Here is a 13,323-nt window from a genome sequence, read left to right on the forward strand (position 1 = left end):
GGACGGCGTGCGGACGTGCGTCGGGCGGGCCGGCGTCAGTGCACCGGCCCGCCCGTCAGGTTAGCCGGTCAGCCGGCAACCGTGATCTGCTCGAGGGCGGCGGCGACGCGCTCGCGCAGCTCGCCGGAGATCGGCGCGGAACCGGCGACGTCGGGCTGGGCGGCCCGGTCCTGGCCCTCGGGGCTGACGACGTACTGGAAGTAGGCCGTGACGTTGGCGGCGTCCGCCTCGTTCTCGTAGGTCGAGCAGGCGATCGAGTAGGACACGAGGACGATCGGGTAGGTGCCTGCCTCCGTCGTGTCGCGGGCCAGGTCGATCGTCAGGCGCAGGTCGGTCGCGCCCTCGGCCGCCGGTGAGGCGTCGATGACGGCGGCCGCCGCCTCCGGGGAGAAGGGCACGTACTCGTCGCCCACACCGACCGCGACGGTGCCGAGGTCCTCGGCGCGCGAGGCGTCGGCGTAGCCGATGGCGCCCTCGGCGGCCTGGACGGTGTCGATCATGCCGGAGGTCTGGGCACCGGACTGGGTGCCGGCGATCGGCCACGTCTCCACCGGGCCGTGCGTCCACACGTCGGGGGCGACGGCGTCGAGGTACTCGGTGAAGTTCTCCGTGGTGCCGGAGTCGTCGGAGCGGTTGACCGGGATGATGGCGAGGTCGGGCAGCTCGACGTCCGGGTTCGCTGCGACGATGGCCGGGTCGTCCCAGCTGGTGACCTCGCCCATGAAGATCCCGGCGATGGTGTCGGGGTCGAGGTTGAGGTGCTCGGCGTCGAGGTCGGGGAGGTTGTAGACGATCGCGATGGGGCTGATGTACAGCGGCATCTCGATGACCTCGCCGCCGTAGCAGCGGTCGACGCCCGCGGCGAGCTCCTCCTCGTCCATGGCGGCGTCCGAGCCCGCGAAGAGCACCGTGCCGTTGAGGAACTGCTCACGGCCGGTGCCGGAGCCGGTGGGGTCGTAGGTGACGTTGACGTCGGGGTTCTGGTCCATGAAACCGGCGATCCAGCCCTGCACGGCGGCCTCCTGGGAGCTCGCCCCGGAGCCGGCGATCGAGCCGGAGAGCTCGCCCGCACCGGCGTCCGCGGAGGAGGAGCCGGAGGCGGAGGCGTCGGAGGTGTCACCGTCACCGCAGGCCGCGAGGGTGAGCGCCACGGCGCTCAGGGCGGCGATCCCCGCCAGGCGGCGGCTACCTGCAAGCTTCACGTTCATTCCATCCTGTCAGTCGGAGGGCCCGGGAGACCCGGTGGCCGTCACTGACAGTAGGAAGGGCAGGTGTCCGCCCGGCAGGCGCCGCGTGAACGGCGGATGAACAGGCGATGTGGATCTCATCACGTCACCCGCTCAGGTCGTCAGGCGGCCCCGCACGATGCTGTCGCCGCTGTGGGCGGGGTCGCCGTCGAAAGGCTCGCGGGAGACGTCGACGAGGACGAGCTCGTCGAGGTCCAGGCCCTCGGGCAGGTCGAAGACACCCTCGTTGCCGGCGAGCAGGCCGACGCTGACGAGCTGCTGGACGTCCTCGTCGAGCAGCCAGACCTCGCGGAAGCCGTCGCTCTCCTCACCGCTCACCTCCACCCGCAGGAGCAGGCGTCCGTCGGCCTCCTCGAGGCGCGCCGAGCCGGTCTCCTGCCACCCGGGCAGCGGGTCGAGCTGGGCCTGCGCCACGGGCACGGGCTCCTCCTGGGTGCCGGGCAGATTCGTCACGACGAGCGTGCCGGCGATGCCGGCGGCGATACCGGCGGCGAGCCACGCCGCGCGGGCCAGGCGGCCGCGCGGGCGCTCGCGCCGCCCCGCGGGGCGGGTGGAGCCGCCCGGCCCACGCCGGCCCGGGGCGGTGGTGGCCGACGGCCGCGCCGGGTCCGCCGTCGTGCTCGCGATCTCCTGCGCGATCCTGTCCCACACGTGCGGCGCGGGGGCGACGAGCGGCTCGGCGGCGCGTCCGGCCGAGACGACGGCGGTGAGCGCGGCGAGCTCCTCGCGGCACTGCTCGCAGGTGGCGAGGTGCCGGGCCGCGGCGGCGTCCGGCTCGACCTCGCCGAGCGCGACGAGGGTGAGGGTGTCGTCCTCAACGTGACGCATGGCTTCCCTCCATCCTCGTGCGCAGGCGGCGCAGGCCGCGGTTGATGTGCGACTTCACGGTGCCGAGCGGCAGGTCCATTCTCTCGGCGATCTCGGTGTGCGTGAGCCGCTCGAAGAAGGCGAGCTCGAGCACGTCCTGCTGCGGGGGCCCGAGCTCGACGAGGGCCTGGGCCACGACCACCTGGTCGATGATCTCGTCGGTGCGGTCCGGGCCGGGTGCGTCCTGCGCCTCGGCGAGGTCGGACCGGTCGCGGGCCCGGCGGCGCAGCGCGTCGGCGACGGCGTTGCGGGTGATGCCGGAGAGCCAGGCACCGATCGGGGCTCGCTGCGGGTCGAAGCGGTCACGGGAGCGCCAGGCGCTGACGAAGACCTGCTGGGTGACGTCCTCGGCGTCGGCGGTGTTCCGCAGGGTGCGGAGGGCGATGCTGTAGACCATCGAGGAGTACTCCTCGTAGACGAGCCGGACGGCGTCGGTGGTGCCGTCGCGGAACCGCGCACCGAGCACCTCGGGTTCCGTCATCGCCACCTCTGCCGCACGCGTCCCTGTCAGGGAACCAATGTAGCGGTGACGACCGTGTTGTCGGTGTAGCTCTGGACGCCGTCCTGCCACACGCCGTCGCAGGTGATGAGGACGAGGCGGTGCTCACCGTCGCGGCGGAAGTGCTCGGACAGGTCGATCGTGGTCTTGGGGATGAGGTGGGCGGACTCGACGGCGTACTCGAGCACCTGCCCGTCCTCGCGGGTGACCCCGATGCGGTCGCCGGGCTCGAGCTCGGCGAGGTCCCGCAGCGGGCCGTAGGCGGTGATGAAGGAGCCGGAGTGGGCGGCGATGACGGCCGCCCCCTCCTCGGCGCCCGCGGAGGGGCCGAAGCGGTACCAGCCGGCGCGGGCAGCGTCCTCGGGGACTTCCATCTGGCCGTCGGGGGCGACGCCGACGGCGTCGACCGGGAGGTCGGCGCCGAGCGCCGGGACGACCACCCGGACGGGAGGGCTCTGGGTCTGGACCTCGGGGAGCCCCGCCGCCGAGCGGACGGGCACGTCCGGGACGGCGGCGGGGCTCGGGGCGGGAGAGCCGGCCGAGGCGTCTGGGGCGGGCGCCTCGGCCGGCGTCCCAGCGCCCGGGCCGGCAGGGGCTCCCACCACCGGCCCGGGCTGCTCGGGCTCCCCGCCGTCCGCACCGCACCCGGCGAGGACGAGCAGCAGGACTGCTGCTGCGGCTGCGGGGAGACGGCTCATGTCAGGCCCGGGTCCGGGCGAGACGGCGGGCGCCGACGGCGGCGAGGAGCAGCGCGCCCAGGCCCGCGGCGAGCGCGGCGGTGGGCACGGTGGGCTCGTCCACGGGGACGAGGCCGGTGGGCACGCCCTCGGGTGCGGAGTGGAGACCGGTGATCGTCTGGGTGGCGACGTCGAGGGTGTCGTCCTCGAGGCTGCCCCAGGCGTAGACGATGGTGCTGGAGCCCTCCTCGACGGGGACGTCGACCGGGCCGATGACCGGCTCGGTGGTGCCGGCGGCCGCGACGGCCGCCGGGACGGTGCCGGCGGGCAGGTCCAGGCTCTCCTCCGCGCCGTTGGCGAGACCGCTGATGACGGCCTCCCCGCCGGCGAGGACGTCGACCTCGGGGGCGGCTGCGGTGTGACGCACCGTGAGGCGGCCCTCACCGGCAGCCGTCTCGGAGATGTCGTTGGTGAAGAAGGAGGCGGTGGGTGCGCCGTCCGCGTCGAGGTGGGCGACGGCGGTGTAGTTGCCGCCCGCCTCGAGCGGCAGGTCGAGGGGCCCGAGCACGGGCTCGCTGTCGTCCTCGGCGTCCGCGGCGGTGATCGCGACGGAGTAGGTGCCGGCGGGCAGCTCGAGCGGGCCGGCGAGGCTGGCGGGCTCGAAGTCGTCCAGGGTGCGCTCCCCGTTGACCCAGACGTCGACGGTGAGGTCCGGGACCCCGTGCAGCACGGACAGCAGCGCGGCGTCGTCGGTGGCGGCCGAGGCGGGAGCAGCGAGAGCGAGCAGGGCGAGGCCGGCGGCGGCGCCGATCCCTGCGCGACGGGTGGTGCTCATGGTGTCCTCCAGTGTCGGTAGTGGTGCTGACACCAGGTATTCGTCGCCACCCCCCGATCCGGATGCACCTGGGTGCGAGGAGTTTTTTTCTCCGCGCTCGGGGCGGACCGGGACGAGCGTCCTAGGTCCGGTCCGCGGCCGTCAGCTCCTCCGTGTACGTCGGCGCGCGGTGCTTCTCGAGCGCGACGACGACAGCCGCCCGGCCGGGGCGACGCCCGACGTGGACCACGAGCATCTCCGAGGTCTTGAGCCACGGGTCGGACTCGGGGACCTGCTTCATGATCCGGTTGGGCGTGTTGACCGCGATCTGCTCCATGAAGGTCGGCAGGACGGGCCGGTGGGTGCAGATCGCGACGCCCGGTGCCCGCTGCTTGACCTCGGCGTCGAGGAGCCGGCGCGCCCGCTTGGGCTTCTCGCGGTGGGCGTCCTCGGTGATCTCCGGGTGCAGCTCGATCTCGACGCCGATGGTGTCGGCGTAGGGCGTCACGGTGTCGACGCAGCGCCGCCACGGGCTCGAGACGACCCGGTCGACGCCGTAGGCGGACAGCAGCGGGACGAGCCGCTGCGCCTGCGCCTCGCCCACGGCGGTGAGCGGGCGGGTGGACTCCCCGCCCTTCCACACCGTGCGCTTCCGGGCGCGGGCGTGCCGGACGACGATGAGCGCCCACGTGCTCAGCCGCTCGTCCTTCCACTGGTCCAGGAGCATGCCGAGCGGCTCACGGTCGTGGTCGTGGGTGAGGAGCCGGCGCGCGTCCTCGGCCTCGACCCAGCGCACGTCGTCGATCTCACGGTCGCTCGCCGGGGTGGCGAGCGGACGGCCGCGCAGCGACAGGTCCCCGGGCGGGGCGGGGCGGGCGGCCCAGTAGTGGACCTCCTTGCGCCGCCCGTCGCTGATCCGGTAGCTCACCTTGGGCAGCGGCTGGCCGAGGACGACGGCGACGCCCGTCTCCTCCGCCGTCTCCCGGACCGCGCAGGCAGCGAGCGTCTCGCCGCAGTCGAGCTTGCCCTTGGGCCAGGACCAGTCGTCGTAGCGCGGCCGGTGGACGAGGAGCACCTCGAGCTTCTTGCGGTCGTTGACGCGCCACACGAGTGTGCCGGCCGCGTACTGGGTGCGCGGGGCGGTCATCGGCTGGCCGCCACCCGTCGCCGGGCGCGGGCGATGAGGAGCTGCTGGAGGTCCTCCAGCGGCGTGCCGTCCTCCGCGAGCTGGTGGCGCTCCCAGGTGCCGTCCGGCAGGAGGTGCCAGGACGACGTCGTCGGCGCGACGCAACGGTCGAGGAGGTCGGTGAGGAACTCGACCTGCCCCTTGTCGACGATCCGCACGAGTACCTCGACGCGGCGGTCGAGGTTGCGGTGCATGAGGTCGGCGCTGCCGATCCACACGTCGGGCAGCTCCTCGTCCCCGGCGAAGGCGAAGACGCGGGCGTGCTCGAGGAAGCGGCCGAGGATCGAGCGGACGCGGATGTTCTCGCTGAGCCCCGGGATCCCGGCGCGCAGCGCGCAGATGCCGCGGACGACGACGTCCACCTGCACCCCCGCCTGGCTCGCCCGGTACAGGGCGTCGATGACGGTCTCGTCGACGATCGAGTTGACCTTGATCTTGATCCACGCGGGCCGGCCCGCGCGGTGCCCGGCGATCTCCCGCTCGATGCGCTCGACCAGCCCGGGGCGCACGGAGCGCGGCGCGACGAGCAGCCGGCGGAAGCGCGAGCGTGGGGCGTAGCCGGAGAGCTGGTTGAACAGGCGGGTGAGGTCCTGCCCGACGTCGGGGTCGCAGGTGAGCAGGCCGAGGTCCTCGTAGCCGCGCGCCGTCTTGGGGTTGTAGTTGCCGGTGCCGATGTGGCAGTAGCGGCGCAGCCCGTCCTTCTCGTTGCGCACGACGAGGGAGAGCTTGCAGTGGGTCTTGAGCCCGACGATGCCGTAGACGACGTGGACCCCGGCCTCCTCGAGCTTGCGCGCCCAGGAGATGTTGGCCTGCTCGTCGAAGCGCGCCTTGATCTCGACGATCGCCAGCACCTGCTTGCCGGCCTCGGCGGCGTCGATGAGGGCGTCGACGATCGGGGAGTCGCCGGACGTGCGGTAGAGGGTCTGCTTGATCGCCAGCACCCTGGGATCCGCCGCCGCCTGCGCGAGGAACTCCTGGACCGACGTCGAGAACGAGTCGTAGGGGTGGTGGAGGAGGACGTCGCGCCGGCGGATCGCCTCGAAGATGTTCGTCGGTTGCGCGCTCTCCACCTCCGCCAGCGCCTGGGCGGTGACGGGCACGAACTTCGGGTACTTCAGCTCCGGCCGGTCGAGCTCATGGACGACGTCGAGGCCGGTGAGGTCGAGCAGCGACGGCAGCTCGTAGACCTCGTGCTCGACGACGCCGAGCTCGCGGATGAGGAGGTCACGCACGTGCGCGCTGATGCCCTGGGCGAGCTCGAGGCGCACCGCGGGCCCGAAGCGGCGGCGCATGAGCTCCTTCTCCAGCGCCTGCAGGAGGTTCTCGGCGTCGTCCTCCTCGACCTCGAGGTCCTCGTTGCGGGTGACGCGGAAGGTGTGGTGCTCGACGATCTCCATCCCGGGGAAGAGGTAGTCGAGGTGCTCGCCGATGATCTCCTCGAGCGGGACGAAGGACGTGCGGCCGTCCTCGCGCGACGAGGGCGTCTCCTCCGGGCGGTGCGGGCGGCCCGCGGCGTCGACGGCGATGAAGCGCGGCAGCAGCGGGGGCACCTTGACGCGGGCGAAGTGCTCCTTGCCCGAGCTCGGGTTGCGCACGACGACGGCGAGGTTGAGCGAGAGCCCGGAGATGTACGGGAAGGGGTGGGCCGGGTCGACGGCGAGCGGGGTGAGGACCGGGAAGATCTGCTTGCGGAAGTACTTGCGCAGGCGCAGCTGCTCGCTCTCGGCGAGGTCCCCCCAGTGGAGGATCTCGATCCCCTCGGCCGCGAGCGCCGGCTGGATGTCCTCGGCGAAGGTGCGCGCGTGCTCCTCCATGAGCTCGTGGGCGCGCACGCTGATGGCCTCGAGGACCTGCCGCGGGGAGAGCCCCGAGGCCGCGGTCACGGCGAGGCCGGTGGCGATGCGCCGCTTGAGGCCGGCCACGCGGACCATGAAGAACTCGTCGAGGTTGGAGGCGAAGATCGACAGGAACCATGCGCGCTCGAGGAGCGGCTGGGTGGTGTCCTGGGCCTGCTCGAGCACCCGCTGGTTGAAGGCGAGCCAGCTGAGCTCGCGGTCCGCGAAGCGGCCCTCGGGGAGCCCGACGTCGAGCGGGTCGACCTCGCCGCCGTCCTCCCCGGCCTCCTCGCCCGCCTCCTCGACGAGCTCGTCCGCCTGCTCGGCGACCGCCTCGGCGGGCGCGGCGGCGCCGGTCAGCGCGACGGCGTCGCGGGCAACGCCGTCGTCTGCAGCGCCGTCGCGGGCAACGCCGTCGTGCGCGGCGTCGTCGTCAGCGGCGCCGTCGCCCGCCTCGAGCCGCTCGTCGGCGGGCGCGTCCTCGAGGTGGCTGGGCGTGGTGACCTCAGGCTCTGGCATGGGGCCATGCTGCCACCTCAGCGCGCGTACTGAACGTCGAGCGAGGAGCGGTCGTAGCCGGCACGTCGGTAGGTGCGGATCGCCGCCGTGTTGTCGCCCTCGACGTAGAGCGTGGTGCGGCGGAGGCCGCGCCGGCGCATCTCGGCGAGGGCGAGGGCGGTGAGGTACCCGCCCAGCCCGCGTCCCTGGGCCTGCGGGGCGACCCCGAGGGCGTAGATCTCCGCGTCACGCCCCTCGGGCTTGACCCACATCGAGGCGAGCAGCGCGTCCGGCCGTCCGGCCTCGTGGGCGAGCCACAGGAGGGTGGGGTCGAACCAGGGCTCGGCCTGCCGCTGGTGCAGGTCGGCGACGGTGAGGCGCCCCTGCTCGGGGTGCTCGGCGAAGGCGGTCGCGTTGAGGGCGACCCACGCCTCCTCGTCCTGCCCGCCGACGAAGGTGCGCACCTCCGCCCCGGCGGGTGCCTCGGGTGCCGGCGCCGGCGCCCCCGGCTCGAGGTCGCGCGCCATCTGCCACAGCTCGCGGGTGACGCGCAGCCCGGCGGCGCGGGCCAGCGCCTGGGCGCCAGGGAGGTCGCCGTGCGCCCACAGCGCGACGGTGGGGACGTCGTCGAGGACGGTGTCGAGCAGGCGCCGTCCCATACCGCGACGGCGGTGGGCCGGGTGCACGCACAGCTCGCCGCTACCCTCGGGGTCGACGACGGCGTGGGCGAGGAGCTCCTCCCCCTCGGCGAGCCAGTGGTGGCGGTAGCCGTCCGCACCGTGACGCACGGCCAGGACGCTCTGCTCGTTGAAGGGCGCGACGCCGTCGGCCTCCGTCACGGCGGCGGCGAGGCGCAGGACGGCGTCCGCGGAGGTGAGGCCGGTGCCCATCAGTCGAGGGTCCCCACGCGCCACATCTCGGCGGCGCGCTCGAGCTCCTCCGCGGTGCGGAGCAGCGCGGAGGCGCGGCGGGTGAGACGGGCGGCGAGCTCGTCGTCGTCGACCCAGTCGGCGTCGAGCGCGGACCCGGTGGCGACGACGCGGATGAAGGCGGCGGCGCGGTCGAGGGCGACGTCGAGGTCGCCCTCGTAGACGCCCGCGAGGACGGCGTCGGCGAGCTCGGCGACGTCGCTGGGCCCGGGGGGCTCGACGACGCCGGCGATGACCCCGGCGACCTCGGCACGGTGCCGGCCGAGGGAGAAGCGCTCGGCGACCCGGGCGGGGTCCGACCGGACCCACTCGCGCATGAGGTACAGGCGCCACAGGGCGCCGGGGAGGGTGGTCGAGGGGCTCTGCGACCAGAGCTCGGCGATGGTGTCCAGGCCCTGGGTGTCGACCAGCGAGACGAGTCGGGAGACGAGCTCCGGGTCCTCCGCACCGGCGCGGCCGCGCCCGACGAGCACAGCGGCCGTCGTGTGGGCGGCCTGCGAGCGCAGCGCCGGGTCGACGTCGCCGACGATGCGCTCGGCGGTCTGCGCGTCGAGCATGGCCGGACGGCGGTGCTTGCGCTCCATCAGTCCCCCTCACGGTGGTCCGTCCCGGACGGACCGACCGGAACGTCCCCGATGCTACGAGACACCTCCCCGGTCCGGCACGTGCGCAGCGGCTCTTCCCCGCGCCCGCCGTCCGTGGTGTGCTGGGCCCGCCCACCCCGGAGGAGAGGAAGCACACCATGGACGAGACACCCGCGACCCGGCCGATCGACGCGGCCGGTGACGCCCTGCACGTGCGACGCGTCTTCGGGGAGGCCTACCAGGCTGGTGACACGCTCGTCATCCCGGTCGCCAGGGTCGTCGGCGGCAGCGGCATGGGCTACGGCACGGGCGCTCTCGGCAGCCCCGAGCAGGGCGGGACCGGGGAGGGCTCCGGCGGCGGGGGCGGCTTCGGCGTCCACGCCAAGGCCGTGGGCGTCTACACCGTGCGCGACGGCGTCGTGCGCTGGCAGCCGGCGCTCGACCTCAACCGCGTGATCCTCGGCGGCCAGGTGGTCGGTGCGATCGCCGTGCTCGCCCTGGCGCGGGCGCTGCGGGCACGGCGCCGGTAGTCAGTCCAGCCGGCGGTTCCTGGCCCGGGACGCCGCGGCGTCGAGCTCGTCGGCCGTCGCCGCGAGCGCGTGGGGACGGCGGGTGACGGGGCCGGCGGCGGCGTCGTCGTGCGTGTGCCAACGCGGGTCGCTCGCGGCGCCGTCGGACAGCACCCGCAAAAAGGCCGCGGCCTGCTCGAGGAGGTCCGCGAGGTCGGTCTCGCTCGTCCCGGCGAAGAGCTGGGCGAGCCGCTCGTCCAGGACGGGCGGCTGAGGAGCGACGACGGCGTCGCGCAGCTCGCCGTCCGGTGCCGTCTCCCCCGGGCCGGTCCGCGCGGTGCCGGCGCGGAAGCGCATGGTGATGGTCTCGGGGTCGCGCTCGAGCCAGGCACGCACGAGGTAGAGACGCCACAGGGCGCCGGGCAGGCTGGCGGCGGGACTGCGCGACCACAGGCCGGCGATCTCGTCCAGGCCCTCGGCGTCGATGATGGCACCGACGCGCTCGGCGAGGCGCTCGTCCTCGGCCAGGTGGCTCGGGCCGAGGAGGACCGCGTTGGCCGTGGAGTGGGCGGCCTCGTAGGCGAGGGCGGGGTCGGAGTCGCCCCAGATCAGCTCGGCGTCCTTGTTGTCGAGGATGGCAGGCCGTCTGGGCCGCTCGCGACCGTCCACTGCTCTGGTCAGCTCGCCTTGCGGAGGGCGAAGCCCACGCCCTCGGGGCCGGTCTCCGCGTCGAGCAGGTGCTCGGCGAGCAACGGGGAGGCAGCCTCCTCGACGAAGACGCGGGCACCGTCCTCCTCGATGACGGCGTCGCCGCGCTCGGGCTGCGGCGACAGGCTCATCTCCACGAGGTCCGCGTCCGGGGCGAGCGAGAGTCGCACCCCGCCGGACTTCGGCAGGCCCGACTGGGAGGTGATCCCCGTGATGGCGGCCTTGGCGTTGTCGGTGAGACTCAGCATGATTCCCCCTCGGAGGCGGTGACCGGTGCCTGCAGCACCCCCTCTACGGTGCGTCCCGGGAACGCTCCCCGCAACCGGACGCGCCACCGCCACTCTCGACTGTGCCGCGCTGGTCCACCATGCTCCCGTCGACCGGGCGCACGGCGGACCTACGAGGCGCACGGTGGCCCGGCCGGCCGCGCGACGGCGCCGACGCCTGGCCGGCACGGTTGTCCGCGTAGTCTTGCCCCTGCCGGTGCGCGGCGGGCGAGCTCGCCCCGCGCGTCCCGGGGCCTCTAGCTCAATGGGCAGAGCAGCGGACTTTTAATCCGCGGGTTGTGGGTTCGAGTCCCACGGGGCCCACTGGAGGCACGTCCTCCCAATATGTTGCATGCTGGGACTGCCCAGCCCGTGGGCCTGCCCACGGCGAACGACGCGCGGACCAGGCGAAGGACATGGAGACCTACGACAGCACGGTCAAGCTCGCTCAGGCCCTTGGCCCGGGCGACGTGCTCGTGGGCGTCGGTCCGGGCGGCGAGCGGCTGTACGTGGTCCGAGAGGTGCAGCGCACGGCTTGGGAGGTCGTCGTCGCCGCCGGGGACCAGTCCGTGACGTTCCACCCACGTGACGAGGTGCGGGTCGCGCACCCGGACCTGGCGGAGCTCCACGCCACCCGCGACGAGGCGGGCGCCGAGTCGCCGACGCGGAGGGCGTAGCACCGCCCGTTCGGCTGGCGCCCCCGACCGTCGCCTCGTACGTTCGTCCGGCACGCCGACGAGACCCGCCGGCCACGCACACGAGGAGGGCACGATGGGATTCCTGCGCAAGGCCATTCGAGGTGGCATCGCCCTGAAGGCGCTTCAGATCGTCCAGCGTGAGGCGGCCAAGCCCGAGAACCAGCGCAAGGCCAAGGAGATGTTCGCCAAGGTCCGCGACCGGAAGAAGCCCCCGCAGCGCTGACGCGGGGACGCACAGACGGTCAACACTGACGCACGTGAGGTGCGTCGAGGTGACCGTCTGTGCGTACTCGGCGGGACGAGAGGAGCGTCAGACGCTGCGGACGCCGGAGGTGGCGCGACGGCCACCGCGGCTGCGGCCCTGGCCCCCACCCTGCGCCGGGCGCGAGTCGACCGAGGCCTGCCCGGTCGTGGAGGAGTAGACGGAACGCGATCCGGCACCGCGGCCGGAGCCGCCACCGGTCCTGGCGCCGGTCTTGGCACCACCACGGCTGCCGCCGCGCGGCGCGCTGGAGCCGCCGGACCGTCCGCCGCCCTGGGGCGCGCGCTCGGTCGCGGCGCTCGAGCCGGAGCGGCCACGGCCGCCGCGACGACGGCCGCCACCGGCACCGGCGCGCTGCTGCTGGGGCGCGCTCGGCACGGTCGCCGCGGCCTCGGCCGGGGACACGAGCGGCGCGAGCTCGCCGACGAGCTCGGAGATGACGCGGTCACCGGGGCGCACGCTCACCGGCTTGGCCGAGATCTTGGCCTGGCGGGTCAGCGTGCGCATGTCGCCGGCCTGCTCGGGGAGCATGATCGTCACGACGTCGCCGCCGGAGCCGGCGCGGGCGGTGCGGCCGGAACGGTGCAGGTAGGCCTTGTGCTCGGCGGGCGGGTCGACGTGGACGACGAGCTCGATGTCGTCGACGTGGATGCCGCGCGCCGCGATGTCGGTGGCCACGAGCACCCGGACGGTGCCGGTGGAGAAGGCCGCAAGGTTGCGCTCACGGGCCGGCTGGGTGAGGTTGCCGTGCAGGTCGACGGCGGGCACACCGGCCGCCGTCAACTGCTTGGCCAGACGCTTGGCCTGGTGCTTGGTTCGCGTGAAGAGCACGCGCTTGCCGGTGCCGGAGGCGAGTGCCTGGACGACGTCCTTCTTGTCGTCGGCGCCGGAGACGGCGAGGACGTGGTGCGTCATCGCGGCGACGGGCGACTCCGCGCTGTCCACCGAGTGGTGCAGCGGGTCGGTGAGGTAGCGCTTGACGAGGACGTCGACGCCGTTGTCCAGCGTCGCGGAGAAGAGCATGCGCTGGCCGGTGCGCGGCGTGCGGTCCATGATCCGCTTGACGCCGGGCAGGAAGCCGAGGTCGGCCATGTGGTCGGCCTCGTCGAGGATGGTGATCTGCACGTCGTCGAGCGACAGCACGCCCTGGCCGAGGAGGTCCTCGAGGCGGCCGGGGCAGGCGATGACGATGTCGACGCCGGTGCGCAGCGCGTTGACCTGGCGGGTCTGGTTGACGCCACCGAAGATCGTCGTCGTCACCAGGCCGAGCGACGTCGCGAGCGGCTCGACGACGGCGTTGACCTGGTTGGCGAGCTCACGCGTCGGCACGAGGACCAGGCCGCTGGGGCGCTTGGGGACGCGGCGCCGGCCGGCCAGCCGCGTGACGAGCGGGAGGGCGAAGGCGAGGGTCTTGCCCGAGCCGGTACGCCCGCGGCCGAGGACGTCGCGGCCCTCGAGCGTGTCGGGCAGGGTCGCCGACTGGATGGGGAAAGGAGCCGTGATGCCGGTGTCGGTGAGGTGCTGGACGACGGGCGCGGGCAGGTCAAAGGACGCGAAGGAAGTCAAGGGTGCCTTTCGGGCTTCGAAGATCGGTCGGAGTTCGCCGTAACGGGATCCGCAGCGATGACCGCTGCATCGAACTCGACGACGCCGGGCTCGCGAAGACGCGTTGCCCACCTGCCCAGGATAGCCCTACTCGTGCTTCCGTGCCGGGCAGGGACTGTGACATGGCGCGCGGTAGCGT

Annotated in this window: 15 protein-coding genes and 1 tRNA gene; 4 read left to right on the forward strand and 12 right to left on the reverse strand. The window is 73.7% G+C overall.

Going from position 1 to position 13,323, the window contains the following annotated elements:
* Positions 1-68 precede the first annotated feature (68 nt).
* The 9 genes from pstS to M3148_RS04730 all read right to left on the reverse strand — a co-directional run bounded on the left by pstS (position 69) and on the right by M3148_RS04730 (position 9,136).
* Positions 69-1,208 (reverse strand): phosphate ABC transporter substrate-binding protein PstS, encoded by a 1,140-nt coding sequence (gene pstS, locus M3148_RS04690; protein ID WP_251303532.1) that lies wholly within the window; start codon positions 1,206-1,208, stop codon positions 69-71.
* 132 nt (positions 1,209-1,340) lie between these two features.
* Positions 1,341-2,075: an anti-sigma factor gene (locus M3148_RS04695; protein WP_251303533.1), complete on the reverse strand. Its 735-nt coding sequence runs from the start codon at positions 2,073-2,075 to the stop codon at positions 1,341-1,343.
* Entirely contained in the window at positions 2,062-2,595 is a 534-nt protein-coding gene (locus tag M3148_RS04700; protein WP_251303534.1) for an RNA polymerase sigma factor, read from the reverse strand. Before M3148_RS04700 ends, M3148_RS04695 begins: the two co-directional genes overlap by 14 nt.
* 26 nt (positions 2,596-2,621) lie before the next feature.
* Positions 2,622-3,311: a class F sortase gene (locus M3148_RS04705; RefSeq protein WP_251303535.1), complete on the reverse strand. Its 690-nt coding sequence runs from the start codon at positions 3,309-3,311 to the stop codon at positions 2,622-2,624.
* A gap of 1 nt (position 3,312) precedes the next feature.
* Positions 3,313-4,125 (reverse strand): DUF4397 domain-containing protein, encoded by an 813-nt coding sequence (locus M3148_RS04710; RefSeq protein ID WP_251303536.1) that lies wholly within the window; start codon positions 4,123-4,125, stop codon positions 3,313-3,315.
* 121 nt (positions 4,126-4,246) lie between these two features.
* On the reverse strand, positions 4,247-5,251 hold the full coding sequence (locus M3148_RS04715; RefSeq protein ID WP_251303537.1) for an NUDIX hydrolase: 1,005 nt from the start codon (positions 5,249-5,251) through the stop codon (positions 4,247-4,249).
* Positions 5,248-7,644 (reverse strand): RNA degradosome polyphosphate kinase, encoded by a 2,397-nt coding sequence (locus tag M3148_RS04720; protein WP_251303538.1) that lies wholly within the window; start codon positions 7,642-7,644, stop codon positions 5,248-5,250. Before M3148_RS04720 ends, M3148_RS04715 begins: the two co-directional genes overlap by 4 nt.
* 17 nt (positions 7,645-7,661) lie before the next feature.
* Positions 7,662-8,513, reverse strand: coding sequence for a mycothiol synthase (gene mshD, locus M3148_RS04725; protein WP_251303539.1), 852 nt, complete (start codon positions 8,511-8,513; stop codon positions 7,662-7,664).
* Positions 8,513-9,136 carry a hypothetical protein gene (locus M3148_RS04730; RefSeq protein WP_251303540.1) on the reverse strand — a complete coding sequence of 208 codons (624 nt, stop codon included), beginning with the start codon at positions 9,134-9,136 and terminating at the stop codon, positions 8,513-8,515. Before M3148_RS04730 ends, mshD begins: the two co-directional genes overlap by 1 nt.
* A 158-nt stretch (positions 9,137-9,294) precedes the next feature.
* Here M3148_RS04730 and M3148_RS04735 point away from each other — a divergent pair, with 158 nt between their 5' ends.
* The gene (locus tag M3148_RS04735; protein WP_251303541.1) at positions 9,295-9,666 is read left to right on the forward strand and encodes a spore germination protein GerW family protein; all 372 of its coding nucleotides are present in this window, start codon (positions 9,295-9,297) and stop codon (positions 9,664-9,666) included.
* Here the strand turns inward: M3148_RS04735 and M3148_RS04740 are convergent, their stop codons facing one another.
* Positions 9,667-10,314, reverse strand: coding sequence for a hypothetical protein (locus M3148_RS04740; protein WP_251303542.1), 648 nt, complete (start codon positions 10,312-10,314; stop codon positions 9,667-9,669).
* An 8-nt stretch (positions 10,315-10,322) separates the two neighbouring features.
* Positions 10,323-10,601, reverse strand: a complete 279-nt coding sequence (locus tag M3148_RS04745) for a hypothetical protein (protein ID WP_251303543.1) — start codon at positions 10,599-10,601, stop codon at positions 10,323-10,325.
* Positions 10,602-10,870: 269 nt separating this feature from the next.
* Between M3148_RS04745 and M3148_RS04750 the strand changes: the two genes are divergently transcribed.
* From M3148_RS04750 to M3148_RS04760, 3 genes are all read left to right on the forward strand, one after another.
* Positions 10,871-10,943: transfer RNA gene (locus M3148_RS04750), tRNA-Lys, on the forward strand.
* Between the two features lie 92 nt (positions 10,944-11,035).
* Positions 11,036-11,296, forward strand: coding sequence for a hypothetical protein (locus M3148_RS04755; RefSeq protein ID WP_251303544.1), 261 nt, complete (start codon positions 11,036-11,038; stop codon positions 11,294-11,296).
* 94 nt (positions 11,297-11,390) lie between these two features.
* Positions 11,391-11,540 carry a hypothetical protein gene (locus tag M3148_RS04760; protein ID WP_251303545.1) on the forward strand — a complete coding sequence of 50 codons (150 nt, stop codon included), beginning with the start codon at positions 11,391-11,393 and terminating at the stop codon, positions 11,538-11,540.
* 87 nt (positions 11,541-11,627) lie between these two features.
* Here M3148_RS04760 and M3148_RS04765 read toward each other — a convergent pair whose 3' ends face one another.
* Complete coding sequence (locus M3148_RS04765; RefSeq protein WP_251303546.1) at positions 11,628-13,145, reverse strand: DEAD/DEAH box helicase; 1,518 nt, start codon at positions 13,143-13,145, stop codon at positions 11,628-11,630.
* Between the last annotated feature and the right edge of the window lie 178 nt (positions 13,146-13,323).

Source organism: Georgenia satyanarayanai (genome assembly GCF_023715365.1).
In the GTDB taxonomy this organism is placed as follows: Bacteria; Actinomycetota; Actinomycetes; order Actinomycetales; family Actinomycetaceae; genus Oceanitalea; species Oceanitalea satyanarayanai_B.

Excerpts from the sequence above, each read along its gene's own strand:
- M3148_RS04695 (WP_251303533.1), bottom strand. The coding sequence starts at position 2,075 with ATGCGTCACGTTGAGGACGACACCCTCACCCTCGTCGCGCTCGGCGAG.
- M3148_RS04700 (WP_251303534.1), bottom strand. The coding sequence starts at position 2,595 with ATGACGGAACCCGAGGTGCTCGGTGCGCGGTTCCGCGACGGCACCACC.
- M3148_RS04710 (WP_251303536.1), bottom strand. The coding sequence starts at position 4,125 with ATGAGCACCACCCGTCGCGCAGGGATCGGCGCCGCCGCCGGCCTCGCC.
- M3148_RS04755 (WP_251303544.1), top strand. The coding sequence starts at position 11,036 with ATGGAGACCTACGACAGCACGGTCAAGCTCGCTCAGGCCCTTGGCCCG.
- M3148_RS04730 (WP_251303540.1), bottom strand. The coding sequence starts at position 9,136 with ATGGAGCGCAAGCACCGCCGTCCGGCCATGCTCGACGCGCAGACCGCC.
- pstS (WP_251303532.1), bottom strand. The coding sequence starts at position 1,208 with ATGAACGTGAAGCTTGCAGGTAGCCGCCGCCTGGCGGGGATCGCCGCC.
- M3148_RS04720 (WP_251303538.1), bottom strand. The coding sequence starts at position 7,644 with ATGCCAGAGCCTGAGGTCACCACGCCCAGCCACCTCGAGGACGCGCCC.
- M3148_RS04760 (WP_251303545.1), top strand. The coding sequence starts at position 11,391 with ATGGGATTCCTGCGCAAGGCCATTCGAGGTGGCATCGCCCTGAAGGCG.
- M3148_RS04705 (WP_251303535.1), bottom strand. The coding sequence starts at position 3,311 with ATGAGCCGTCTCCCCGCAGCCGCAGCAGCAGTCCTGCTGCTCGTCCTC.
- M3148_RS04715 (WP_251303537.1), bottom strand. The coding sequence starts at position 5,251 with ATGACCGCCCCGCGCACCCAGTACGCGGCCGGCACACTCGTGTGGCGC.
- M3148_RS04735 (WP_251303541.1), top strand. The coding sequence starts at position 9,295 with ATGGACGAGACACCCGCGACCCGGCCGATCGACGCGGCCGGTGACGCC.
- mshD (WP_251303539.1), bottom strand. The coding sequence starts at position 8,513 with ATGGGCACCGGCCTCACCTCCGCGGACGCCGTCCTGCGCCTCGCCGCC.
- M3148_RS04745 (WP_251303543.1), bottom strand. The coding sequence starts at position 10,601 with ATGCTGAGTCTCACCGACAACGCCAAGGCCGCCATCACGGGGATCACC.